Below are 12,649 nucleotides of genomic sequence, written 5' to 3' on the forward strand. Positions count from 1 at the left end.
ACACTGAACCTGCGCGCGACGGGCGGGTTCGATGGTGCGGCAACCTGTCGTTGCATAATGATCACAACGGCCGGGAATCGGCGCCGGGCCTTGCCTATGCAGGCACTGGCCGCGCGCGAGGTACTGGCGCGCGCAACCGGATCTGCGATACCTCGGAGTTTAGGGCCGTGGTTCGGGGGACTGGCAGTCGGCTCAGCGGGGCAGCATGCAGCAGCATATCAGGCAGGCCCGGGGCACGGCCAAGCGGGCCCTGCTCGCCGGCACGGCCTTCACCGGCGCATTCATTGCGGTCATCGCCGGCCATCCCGGCAGCGCGCTTGCTGCCTGCACGGTTACGGCGGCGCCCAACACCGTCGCCTGCGCCACGACGGTCACGATTGCCTCGACGAATGTCGATGCGGCAAGCCCGTCGTCGAACGACTACAAGCAGCAGTTCACCGTCGGAGGCGCGGTGACCGCCAGGGTCAATGCCGGCCAGACGGTCATGGGCGAGGGGCTCTGGATCGCCGCGGACGAGCTCGGCGCGCCCCTGACGTTCACCAATAACGGCGCGCTGACGGGGTCCGCCAGCGCACTCCATCTCAGTTCCAATGGCGGGGACATCACTTATTCGGGCAATGGCAGTCTCAGCGGCATCTCCACCACGGGTGCCGGCCTCTTTCTCAACGCAACCGGTGCCGGCGCCATCACGGTCGGCGCGAGCGGCACGCCGGTCGCGGCCAATTTTTCCGGCGGGAGCGGCCTGGTCGCCCAATCGAATTCCGGCGCGATCGCCGTCTTTCTGAATGGCGGCGGCCTCGCGGCGACCGCTGCCACTGGAACGGGCTTGCTCTTGCTGAGCGGCGGCGGCGGAAACGTCTCCGCCCGGCTGATCAGCAACACGACGATCACCAATGCCAGCGGGGCCGCCAATGACACCGCTGGTATCGCTGCGCTGTCGTTCGGCGGCACAGTCACCATCGCTTCGAACGCCAATATCGGCAGCGCCGGCGCCGCGACGTCGTTCAAGAACGGCATTCAATTGAACGGGTCGGGCAGCGGAAATGTCAGCCTGTTCCAAGGCGGCACGATCTTCGCGACAACCGCGGGCGTCCGTGCGGAGCACAGTGGCGCAGGCCGGCTTTGGGTTGATACGGCCGCGGGCAGCGTGATCACCATGGCCGGCGGCGGCTCCGGTATCCAGGCCATCTCGACCGGCACCGGCGCGGTCGACGTCACGACCGCCGGCACGATCAGCGGAGGGGTGTTCGGCGTTCAAGCCTCCATGTTGAACGTCCTCAACGCCAGCAACATCATGGTCGCGGCGAACGGCAACATCACCGCCGCGAATACCGCCATCGCGGCCGTTACGCAGGGCACAGGCAGCGTGCTTGTGTCGATCGGCGCCGGTGCCACCGTGCAGGGCGCGGCCAGCATCGGTGTGCTGGTCGCGGGCGGCGGCGTCAACACGATCACCAACAACGGCGCGATCGCCGGCAACATAGGCATCGCGACGTCTCTGGGCCGGACCGCGGTGACGAATACCGGCAGCATCACCGGCACTGGCGGCATTGCGGTGATCCTCCTCGGTGCCAACAACCTCTTCAGCATGAGCGGATCGGCCGCGACGCTGACCGGCCAGGCGGTCGGCAGCGGCACGGACACCTTCCGCTTCGCCGGCGCGGGCGGCAATACGTTCGACGTCAGTCAGATCGGCTCGGGCTGGTCGCTTCTCGACAAGGCGGGATCGTCGAACTGGACGCTGACCGGTACCTCGACCTATGCCGGGCCAGTGACGGTGAGCGGCGGCACGCTGTCGGTGAACGGCAATCTCGCCTCGGCGGCGAGCCTGACGGTGAGCAGCGGCGGAACGCTCGGCGGCACCGGAACGGTCGGCACGACCACGATCAATGCCGGCGGTGTGCTCGCGCCCGGCAACTCCCTCGGCACGATCACGGTCAGCGGCACTCTCACGCTCGCCGCCGGCAGCACCACCGTGATCGAAGCGTCGAGCGCCGGCACCGACCGCATCAACGTCACAGGCACGGCCAGTCTTGCCGGCGGCCTCCGCGTGGTCGGCCTCGGCACCGGGTTCAGCTTCGACACCCCCTACACGATCCTGTCGGCAGCCGGCGGCCGCACCGGCACGTTCTCATCCGTCGCGACGCTGTCACCGGCGCTGCGCGCGACCGTGATCTATACGGCGAGCGACGCGATCCTGACGCTGAAGCCCGGCCTCTTGCGGCCGGTCCTGCCGGCCGGCACGGGCACCAACCCGGGCAATGTCGCCGGGGGCATCGACCGCGCGGTCCTCGGCGGCGCCAATGTCTCGGCCTTCTACCCGCTCTATGATCGGACGCCGGCGGGGATCGTCCAGGGCCTCGACACACTCTCCGGCGAGGCGGCGACCGGCACCCAGCAGGCCGCATTCAACGCCGCGAGCCTGTTCCTCAACCTGATGCTCGATCCGATGGTCGGTAGCCGCGGCGCCCTGGCGTCGGGCGCCGGGCCGTCGCTGGTTCAGATGGCCGATCCGCCGGGCCCGGCGACACCGGGCCTGCGCGTTACGGAAAACTGGTCGATCTGGACCAAGGCCTTTGGCCAGTCCAGCCGGATGAATGCCGACGCGGCGGTCGGCTCGGCCCGCACCTCCGGCGGCCTCTATGGCGTGGCGGCCGGCGCCGACCGCAGGCTTTCGCCCGACACGCTGGTCGGTTTCGCGCTGGCCGGCGGCGGCACCTCCTATGGCCTCGGCGGCCGCGGCGGCGGCACCGGCGATCTCTTCCAGATCGGCCTCTACGGCTCCACCCGCGTCCAGGACGGCTATGTCTCGGCGGCGATCGCCTATGGCTGGAACGGCTTCGACATCAAGCGCGACGTCAATATCGCCGGCCCCGAGGTCTATTCCTCACGCGTCACCGCCCAGACCTATGGCGCCCGGCTCGAGACCGGCTGGCGCTTCGGCTCAGCCGCCGCCGGCCTGGCCAGTTTCGGCTGGACACCCTATGCCGCCATCGAGGCCATTGGCTATTCCGCGCCGGGCTACCGCGAGGCGTCGACCCCGGCGGGCGGCGCCTTCGCGCTCAGCTTCGCGGCCAGGAGCACGGCGACGGCGCGCGCCGAACTCGGTGTCAGGCTCGACGGCAGGGCCCGCATCGCCGAAACCACCGACCTGATCACTTATGGCCGGCTCGCCTGGGCCTATCAGGCCAATACCGAGCGCTCGCTCAACGCGACGTTCCAGACCCTGGCCGACTCCGGCTTCACCGTGTTCGGCGCCAGACCGTCCATGCATACCGCGCTGGCGACCCTCGGCGCCGAACTGCGCTTCGCCAATGGCCTCAGGCTGTCCTCGACCATCGAGGGCGAGCTCGGCGAGCGGCACCAGGCGATCCGGGCGAATGCCGGCCTCAGATACGCCTGGTGAGGCGCCGGCAGGGCGGCTCATCTCGCAACCGGCCAGGTCCTGTCGCGTTCGGGCGTCAGGCCATGATACGTCCGCCCAGCTCGTCGGCGATATGGGCCTCAATGATGCCGGCGAAGTCCCGGTCGGCGGTGAAGCCGAGATCGAGCGCCCGCTTCGGCGTGAACTTCCAGGCGGCGCCTGAAACGATGCGCTGGATCGTCGGGTCCGGCTCGCGCCGGATGCGCGCCACCACCGCATCGCCGGCGATGGCGCGCAAGGCGGCGATCTGGTCGCCGACCGTGCAGGAGACGCCCGGCATGGTGATGTTGCGGCGCGGACCGATCAGCCCGCTGGCGAGGCTGGCGGCATGGATCAGGAAGCCGACCGCGGCGCGCGGCGAGGCGTGCCACATGCCAACCTCGTCGCCGACCGGCAGCACCGCCGCGTGGCCGGCCAGCGGCTCGCGGATGATGTTGGAGAAGAAGCCGGTCGCCGCCTTGTTGGGTTTGCCCGGCCTGACGCAGATGGTCGGCAGGCGAATGCCGACGCCGTCGAAAAAGCCCCGGCGCGAGTAGTCGGTCAAAAGCAGTTCGTCGATCGCCTTCTGGGTGCCGTAGGAGGTCTGCGGCACCGTGTGGAAGTCATCCGTGATGGTCTCGGGGAACGGCCCGCGGAACACCCCGATGGAGGACGAGAACACCAGCCGCGGGGTGATGCCGGCATGGCGGATCGCCTCGAACAGTTTCAGCGTGCCATGCAGGTTGACCCGGTAGCCCTTGTCGAAATCGGCCTCGGCCTCGCCCGAGACGATCGCCGCGAGATGGAAGATCAGCTCCGGCCGGCCGGCGATCGCCGCTTCCGCCACGCCCGGATCGGCGAGGTCGCCGGTCGCCGCGCTCACCGGAAACGGCGCCGATATCAGCGCCGGTTCGACCACGTCGTGCAGCACGACCCCGGTAATCGGCCGGCCGCCGAGCGAGCCGATGGCGGCCAGCCGCTCGACCAGCTTGCGGCCGAGCATGCCGGCGCCGCCCAGGATGACAATGCGCATGTCGGGGGTTTCCTCTTGTCCGGTCCGGATCAAACCGCGGCGCGTCGTCGGCCGCGCCTCGTTCTCGCGCGATGATCGGTGCCCGTCACGGTTGCACAGCCGCCGCGCCAGTCAAGCCGCAAGCGCGCCGGCCATGTCAGGTCTGCTGCCCTGTCGGATTTTGATCCAGTCCCTGGCTGGCGCACGTAGAGACGATAAGATCGAAAAACGACCGGCAACAGGGATTCGGCTGTGCAACGCATCACGATCAGCATCGACGACGATCTCCTCGCGATGATCGACCGGCTCAGCGACCGGCGCGGATATACCAGCCGTTCCGAGGCGCTACGCGACATCGTGCGCGAGGCGGTGACCAGCGAGCAGGCCGCTTCCGAAGACGACACGCCGTGCATTGCCGCGCTGACCTATGTGTTCGAGCACCACACCCGTGACCTCGCCCGGCGCCTGACCGAGACGCAGCACGAACATCACGACCTGTCGGTCGCCTCCCTGCATGTCCATGTCGATCACCACGACTGCCTGGAGGTGGCGATCCTGAAAGGCAGCGTCAGCGCCGTCAGACGTTTCGCCGACGGCGTCGTCACCCAGCGTGGCGTCAGGCTCGGCAACCTGCAGATCATCCCGGTCGGGCACAGCCACGGCGTCGGCGATCATCCCCACGACCACGATCACGACTGATCGGCCACCCGCCGGTCAGATCGCGTCGCGCACCCGGGTCAGCGAGGCGTCGAGATGGCGGCCGATGACCTCGGCCAGCCGGTCGGCATCGCGCGCCGTCAGCGCCGCGACCATTTCTTCGTGCTCGGCAACCGCGCCGGCCCATTTCTGCGGCTCGCCATGGCCGATGAAGCGCGCTCGCTTGATCCGCGACTGCAGCATGGTGTGGGTCTCGGCCAGCACGGCATTGCCGGAGGCCTGTACGATGGCGCTGTGGATCGCCTGGTTGAGCTTGAAATATTCGAGCCGGTCGCGGCTCTGGTAGAAGCCGAGCATCCGCCGGTGCAGGTCGGCGATGGCCTCGATGGTGGCCTGGTCGGCCCGCGCGCAGGCGAGCCGGCCGCCCAGTTGTTCGATCGATTTCAGCACTTCCAGGATCTGGAACAGGTCCTGCTCGCTGAACCGCCGGACGATCGCGCCCTTGGCCGGCACGACCTCGACCAGGCCTTCGCTGGCGAGCGTCTTGATGGCTTCGCGCAGCGGCGTGCGCGACACGCCGAGGAGCGCGCCGACCTGCACCTCGTTGATCCGCGCGCCAGGCGCCAGCCGGCCCTCGATGATCATGTCGCGGACATGGCTGACCACCTCGCCATGCAGGGTGCGGCGGGTGATGCGGGTGATCTCGCCGAAGATTTCGGGTTCCGGCGGCGGCGTGCTGCCCTCAGGCGTTTCGCTCAATGGACCCTCTCCTCGACGGCTGTTCGCGGCGCCGGAGCGCTGCATGCCAAGCTTTAGCAGGCTGTCGCGGAAGTCTGTAGCGACACGACGTTCGGCGCGATGCAGGCGGCGTGGGAATTTGGCCGGGGGCAGTCGATGCGCGGGTCGGACGCGCGCTCCGGAGCGCTGTTTTCCGGCGCGGACCCGGATCTCCGGATCGGCATCGGAAATCCCGTTTGGCGACCGATGGACAAGACGGTCCGGCCCTGCCGCGATCGTCGCGGGAGGATTGGCAGATGAACTGAAAAAGTTCAAAGCCAGGGGCCTGTCGCCATGGGCTCATGATGGCGGGGGCGAAGGGCGCCGGCGGTCAGTGCCCGGCGCCGAGATAGGCTTCGCGAACTCTGGGATCCCGCATCAGTTCGCGCCCGGATCCCGACATGCTGATGCGCCCGGTTTCGAGAACATAACCACGGTCTGCAATGGCCAGGGCGAGGTTCGCCATCTGCTCGACCAACAGGATCGTCATCCCGCTGTCGCGCAGACGGGCAATCGCCCGGAAGATGTCCTTGATCACCAGCGGCGCCAAGCCGAGAGAGGGCTCGTCGAGCAGCAGCAGCCGCGGTCCCGCCATCAGCGCCCGGCCGATCGCGAGCATCTGCTGCTCGCCGCCCGACAGCGTGATCGCGACCTGGCTGCGCCGCTCGCCAAGCCGCGGGAAGAAGCGGAACTGCTCGTCGATCTCGCTGGCCAGGGCGGACGACGACAGCCGCCGCGCATAGGCGCCGAGCGCGAGATTGTCGATGACCGACTGGTTCGGGAAGACCTGCCGCCCTTCGGGCGATTGCGCGATCCCCGCCTGCACGCGCTTGTGCGGGGGCATCGTGGTGATATCGGCGCCTTCGAAACGGATGCGGCCGGCTTTCAGCGGTATCAGGCCCGAAATCGCCTTGAGAAGCGTCGACTTGCCCGCGCCGTTGGCGCCGACAATGGCGACGACATCGCCGCGCCGGACCTGGATCGAAGCGCCGCTGACCGCTTCGATCGGGCCATAGGACAGAGAGGCGTTGTCCAACTCCAACATCATGTCGCTCATGCCGGAACGCGCTCCGCCGGACGCGCCAGATCGGCGATCTCGTTGTCGTCGGCGCCAAGATAGGCTTCCACCACCCGGCGGTCGGCCTGCACCAGCGCCGGCTCGCCCTCGGCAATCTTCGCGCCATAGTCGAGCACCAGCACGTGGTCGGAAATGCGCATGACCAGATCCATATGATGTTCCACCAACAGGATGGTGAGCCCCTGATCGCGGATACGGAGCAGCAACTGGCCCAGTTCGGCCGTCTCCTGCGGGTTCAGCCCGGCCGCCGGCTCGTCGAGCAGCAGCAGAACCGGTTCGGTCGCCAGGGCGCGGGCCAGTTCCACCCGGCGCTGAAATCCGTAAGCGAGGCTGCCGGCGCGCATCCCGGCGACATCGGCCAGGTCGACGAAGCGAAGAATGTCGAACGCACGGGCCCGCGCCGCGGCCTCCTCCCGACCGCCCAGCCCGAACAGCGACCGGAAGAAGCCGTTCTTCATGCGGCTATGGCTGCCGAGCAGCACGTTGTCGAGAACCGTCAATTCCTTGAACAGCCGCAGGTTCTGGAACGTGCGGGCGATGCCGAGCTCGCAGATCCTGTAAGTTGGCCGACGGCTGAGATCGTGGCCGAGGAAGGCGATGCTGCCTTGATCCTTGCGAACGATGCCCGACAGCATGTTGATCATTGTGCTCTTGCCGGCGCCGTTCGGGCCGATGAGCGCGTGGATATGGCCGGCCTTCAACGAGAAGGTGATGTCGCGAGCCGGCTTGATGCCGCCATACGACTTGCAGACGTTCTCGGCGGTCATCACCGTGGCGCCGACCGCCAGCTCGTTCTTGCGGACGGGCAGCGATGCGGCGCCGGCCGGGCCTGGAACGGCCTTCCGGATCCCGGCGGCGGGCGCGAAAAGGCGATCCTTGAGGCTGGACAGCATGCCGGCTATCCCGCCCGGCATCGCATAGAGCGCGAAGAGGAGGAGCACGCCGTTGACCAGGTGCTCGATCCAGGTCCACCGCGCGAGCAGGCTCGACAGCAGGGTGAGGATGACCGCTCCGAGAAAGGGGCCGCCGAGCGAGCCGCTGCCGCCGAACAGCACCAGGAGCAGGATGAAGATCGACAGATGGAAGGTGACGAAGTCGGAATTGATATAGGCGTTCTGCTGGGCGACAAGCGCTCCGGCCAAACCGCAGGTCGCCGCTGCGATGACGAAGGCCAGCACCTTGTAGCGCACGACCGGAATGCCGACGGCGCTTGCGGCAACCTCATCGGCCTGGATCGAGCGGAAGGCCCGGCCGAAGCGGCCGACGAGAAGATTGCGAAGCAGCAGGTGCGTGATGAGACCGAGCGCGATGGTGAACCACACCCATTGCGACATGGTCAGCGCCTCGCCGCCGATGGTCGGCGGTTGCACGTCGTAGATGCCCATCGCACCGCCGAAGATCTCGGTCGCCTCGGTGACGAGCTTCTCGATCACGACGCCGAAGGCCAGCGTCACCATCGCCAGGCTGGGCCCGCGGACCCGCAGCGACGGCACCGCGATGAGCACGCCGCAGAGCGCCGAGATGAGTGTGGCCAGCACCAGGGCGACCCACCCGTTCATCCCGCCCGCCGTCGTCAGCAGCGCCGCCGAATAGGCGCCGGCCGCGAACAGTCCCGCCTGCCCCAGCGATTTCTGCCCGGCGTAGCCGAGCAGCACGTTCATACCCGAGGCGCAGATGAAATAGATGCCGATCGAGAACAGGATCCTGAGGTAGAAGTCGTTGGTCAGGAACGCGACCAGCAGCGCGGCGCAGATCGCAATGACGACGGCGAAAGCGATGTCCTTCATGACGTCATACCTTGTCGAGGGACTGGGCGCCAAACAGGCCGTTCGGCTTCACCGCGAGCACCAGAATGATCAGCACGAAAATCACGATCTCGCGCCATTGGGCATTCCAGAGGGCGACGCCGGACTCGAGCAGCCCCAGCATGAAGCCGCCGAGGATGCAGCCGCGCGGATTGTCAAGACCGCCGACAATCGCCCCGGAGAAGGCCTTGAGCGCGATCCCAAGGCCGAGGAACAGCGAGGCGGATGCGATCGGCGCGGCCAGGAGACCGGCAAGCCCGGCGAGTGCCGCGGAGAGCGCGAAGGCGCCGATCATCATGCTGGAGACGTCGATCCCCATCAGTGCCGCCGCCTGCGGATTGGCGGCAACCGCGCGCATGCCCTTGCCGACGCGGGTGCGGTGCATCAGCAAGTCCAGCCCGGCCATGAGGGCCAGCGCGACGACGAGGATGAGGATCTCTTGCGGCCGAACACCGGTTCCCGCGATGCGGATGACGTCGTCGCCGAGCGGCGACGGCAGGTTGACCGGCGCCGGTCCCCAGATGGCGAGGCCGATGCTCTGGAGGATGATGCCGAAGCCGATCGTGCTCATGACCCAGTTCATTCCGGTCTTGCCGGCGAAGGGCCGAACGGCGAGGACGAACAGCAGGATCCCGAGAACGCCGAACAGCAAGGTCACGACGACGGCGGCAACCGGATAGGTAAGGCCGTTCGACGTCGATGGCGGCAGCGAGCTGAAGGATATGGCCTCGCCGGCCGTCGTCGCGATGACATAGAGCACCGTCACCCCCAGAAAGGCTCCGATGCCGACAAACTCGCCCTGGCCGAAGTTCAGCGAATTCGTCGTGGTGAAGGTAATGCTGAAACTGAGCGCGATCAGGGCATAGACGCCGCCGATCGCCAGCCCGCTGACGAGGGCTTGCAACAGTGTAGAAGTCATTGGCGTCACGCCTCCCACGCAATGCAAAGCCGCCCGGCGAACCGGGTGAGGCTCCGACCGCGAAATCCTTGATGTCGGTGAACGGGCCGGCGGCTGCGGCCCCAGGAACTCAGCGGCACCCGGTCGGTTGCCTGCAGGCCGCCTGCCCGACCGTCAGCCCTTGAAGTCTTCCGGCTTCAGCGACGCCACCACCGCGTCCGTATAGGCCGCGAGTTTGCCGCCCCGCCAGCAGGTCCATTTCTGGTCGGCCGGACCGAGCGCCTCGTGCCGCTCGCGCGTGAACGACGGGTGATAGGTCTTGGCAATGCCTTCGTAAGGTTTCTTCGGGTTCTCGAGCGCCTCGCGGAGGCCCGACCCTTCGGTCGACCCTGCCTGTGCGATCGCGATGGCGACCAGTTGGGCCGCGTCATAGGCATGGACTGCGAAGGCAAAGGACGAGGCATTGTCGAGCTTCGGCAGCATCCGGTCGAAGAAGGCCTGCTGGTGCGGCGTGCGATCCTCCGACACCGTCTGCAGGAAGATCGGTTTCTCGGCCAGGACCGGGCCCGCGGTATTCACGAAACTGAGGTTGAGGGCCGCCCAACTGGTCAGGATCGTCGGGAAATAGCCGATCTTGTCCATGCTGCGCAGAAGCTGGCCGGTCGGCGTGCCTTGCGCCCAGATCAAAACGGTGTCCACCCCGGCGTCACGCAGCTTGCTGAGTTGTGAGGTCATGTCGGTGTCGGCGACGCCGAACTTCCCGCTCGCGGCCGGCCTGATGCCCTGCGCTTCCGCGACCTCCTCGAGGTCCTTGAGCCCGGCTTGACCATAACCCGTGGTCTCGGTCAGGAAGCCGATGACCTTGGTCGTGGGGTTCTTGCGGGCATAGGTGGTCAGCGCCACGACCTGAAAGCGGTCGACGCTGCCGACACGGAACATATAGTTGTCGGCCGACGGGCTGGTCGGCTTGGTGATGTCCGTCGCGGACGCCAGGCAGCCGACGACCGGGATCTTCTTGCGATTGGGGATATGCTTCCAGGCAAGGGCATTGCCGGAATTGGTCGGGCCGAACACCGCCACCACGCGTTCGTTGTCGATCAGCTCGCTCATGTTGTGGATCGACTTGGGCGGCTGCGAAAGGTCGTCGCGAACCACCAGGGTCAGCTTCCGGCCGAGTACGCCGCCCTTGGCGTTCAGATCGTCGAGCGCCGCCTGGATTCCGACGATGGCCGCGCGGCCCGACTGGGCGGAAGGCGATGCTGAAAGGTCGCCGTTGAAGCCGACCTTGATGTCATCCGCCGCCCATGACGGGCGGACCATATCGACGAAGGGCGCTGTCGCGCCGATGGCGACCGCACCACGCAGAAAGCGTCTCCGCGCCTTTGAAAAATTGTTCATTTTTTCCTCCCTATGGCCCGCGCAGGCCGTCGCGATGCTGTGCACCACAGAACACGACAGGCCTCAGCGCGGCTCCTCCAGCCGTCGTCGTGCCGGCGGCATGTTTGGCATTCTCGGCTCACCGGCAGACCATCTGTGAATTAGCTCACCGCGAAACGTTTAGCAACAGATGAATTGCCGCAAATTTGCCTATTGTGAATCGACTCGTTAAATGCGATCACCGTGAGCAGGCAGCCGGGTCGGTCGCCAAGCCACCTCACGGACCCGTCGAGGAGGAACGCTGCGATGCGGAAACGTAGGAACGTCGCCGCATTTGCGACCACCTGCGCCGTCCGGCGGAGCCAGCCGTCTTCGTCCCTGAGAAAATCGATGTCCTTGAGCGGAGTTTCCTCGTGACGACCGATTCCACCAGAAGCGCGGATGTCCCCGCGTTGTTCTCCCCCCTCGCATTGCGCGATCTGGTCCTGCCCAACCGCATCGTCATTTCACCCATGTGCCAGCACGCCGCGGACGACGGCCGCGCCAGCGACTGGCACCTGGTGCATCTGGGCAAGTTCGCGTTCGGCGGGGCCGGCCTGATCTTTACCGAGAGCACGGCGGTGTCGCCGCATGGCCGGGTCGGGATCAACGACCTCGGCCTGTGGAAGGACGATCAAGTGGCGCCGCTCGCCAGGGTGGTCGATTTCATTCATGCGCAGTCAGGACTGGTCGGCGTCCAGCTCGCCCATACCGGGCGCAAGACCGGCAGCTTCCCCGTCTGGGAGGGTGGCCAGCCGTTCACGGCGGCGGACCTCGACCGTTTCGCCGGCGCGGAGGGCTGGCGCCGCATCGGACCGAGCGCGGTCTCCGCCGGTCCCACCTGGACCGTGCCCGAAGAGCTCGACCGCGCCGGCATGGAAGAGGTCGCCCAGCAGTTTGAGACGGCCACCTGCCGGGCGCTGGCCGCAGGTTTCGACGCGGTCGAGCTGCACTTCGCGCACGGCTATCTGATCCCGACCTTTCTCTCGCGGCTGGCCAATCGTCGCACCGACGCGTTCGGTGGTCCGATCGAGAACCGGATGCGCTATCCGCTCGAGATCGCCAGCCGGGTCCGCGCTGCCTGGCCGGCGGAACGGCCGCTCTTCTGCCGGATCTCGGCCGTGGACGGTGCGGTCGACAGCTGGGACCTCGAGGATTCGATCATCTTCGCCCGTGAGCTGAAGGCGGTTGGCGTCGATGTCGTCGACGTCTCCTCCGGCGGCCTGTCCGAGGAGATCAGCCGGATGAACGTGCCGCGCGGGTTGGGTTTCCAGCTGGGATTTGCCGAAACCATCCGTCGCGAGGCGCAGGTTTTGACCCAGGCGGTCGGCATGATCGTCGACGGGCCGCAGGCCGAAGAGGCGTTGCGTTCCGGAGCCGCCGATCTTGTCGCCATCGGCCGCGCCGCGCTCGAGGACCCCTATTGGCCGCGTCGTGCGGCCGAGCAGCTCGGGTTCGGGGCGGACTATTCCACCTGGCCGGTTCGCCACGGCGCCTGGCTCGCCAAGCGCGAGCAGAGCCTCGGCGACACACTGCGAGAACGCAAGGACCTGCTGTCGGCGACGCGCCGCAGCCTTGGCATTCGGAACTGAGGGTCGCGCGA

9 protein-coding genes are annotated in these 12,649 nt (G+C 67.4%); 3 read left to right on the plus strand and 6 right to left on the minus strand.

Features of this window, described 5'->3' with window-relative positions:
• The first annotated feature begins 205 nt into the window (after positions 1-205).
• Entirely contained in the window at positions 206-3,406 is a 3,201-nt protein-coding gene (locus E8M01_RS07780) for an autotransporter outer membrane beta-barrel domain-containing protein (RefSeq protein WP_136959608.1), read from the plus strand.
• 55 nt (positions 3,407-3,461) lie between these two features.
• Here the strand turns inward: E8M01_RS07780 and denD are convergent, their stop codons facing one another.
• The gene (gene denD / locus E8M01_RS07785; protein WP_136959609.1) at positions 3,462-4,436 is read right to left on the minus strand and encodes a D-erythronate dehydrogenase; all 975 of its coding nucleotides are present in this window, start codon (positions 4,434-4,436) and stop codon (positions 3,462-3,464) included.
• 231 nt (positions 4,437-4,667) lie between these two features.
• Here denD and nikR point away from each other — a divergent pair, with 231 nt between their 5' ends.
• Positions 4,668-5,114 (plus strand): nickel-responsive transcriptional regulator NikR, encoded by a 447-nt coding sequence (gene nikR, locus E8M01_RS07790; protein ID WP_136959610.1) that lies wholly within the window; start codon positions 4,668-4,670, stop codon positions 5,112-5,114.
• Between the two features lie 15 nt (positions 5,115-5,129).
• Here the strand turns inward: nikR and E8M01_RS07795 are convergent, their stop codons facing one another.
• The 5 genes from E8M01_RS07795 to E8M01_RS07815 form a co-directional block, all read right to left on the minus strand.
• Positions 5,130-5,831 carry a GntR family transcriptional regulator gene (locus tag E8M01_RS07795; RefSeq protein WP_246088635.1) on the minus strand — a complete coding sequence of 234 codons (702 nt, stop codon included), beginning with the start codon at positions 5,829-5,831 and terminating at the stop codon, positions 5,130-5,132.
• Between the two features lie 349 nt (positions 5,832-6,180).
• Complete coding sequence (locus E8M01_RS07800; protein ID WP_136959612.1) at positions 6,181-6,894, minus strand: ABC transporter ATP-binding protein; 714 nt, start codon at positions 6,892-6,894, stop codon at positions 6,181-6,183.
• Between the two features lie 8 nt (positions 6,895-6,902).
• Positions 6,903-8,714 (minus strand): branched-chain amino acid ABC transporter ATP-binding protein/permease, encoded by a 1,812-nt coding sequence (locus E8M01_RS07805; protein ID WP_136959613.1) that lies wholly within the window; start codon positions 8,712-8,714, stop codon positions 6,903-6,905.
• A 4-nt stretch (positions 8,715-8,718) separates the two neighbouring features.
• Positions 8,719-9,651, minus strand: coding sequence for a branched-chain amino acid ABC transporter permease (locus E8M01_RS07810; protein WP_136964502.1), 933 nt, complete (start codon positions 9,649-9,651; stop codon positions 8,719-8,721).
• Between the two features lie 153 nt (positions 9,652-9,804).
• Entirely contained in the window at positions 9,805-11,028 is a 1,224-nt protein-coding gene (locus E8M01_RS07815; RefSeq protein ID WP_136959614.1) for an ABC transporter substrate-binding protein, read from the minus strand.
• A gap of 431 nt (positions 11,029-11,459) precedes the next feature.
• On the opposite strand from E8M01_RS07815, the gene E8M01_RS07820 reads away from it, so the two are divergent.
• Positions 11,460-12,638 (plus strand): NADH:flavin oxidoreductase/NADH oxidase, encoded by a 1,179-nt coding sequence (locus E8M01_RS07820; RefSeq protein ID WP_246088636.1) that lies wholly within the window; start codon positions 11,460-11,462, stop codon positions 12,636-12,638.
• The last annotated feature ends 11 nt before the right edge of the window (positions 12,639-12,649 follow it).

The organism is Phreatobacter stygius, assembly GCF_005144885.1.
GTDB classification, from domain to species: domain Bacteria; phylum Pseudomonadota; class Alphaproteobacteria; order Rhizobiales; family Phreatobacteraceae; genus Phreatobacter; species Phreatobacter stygius.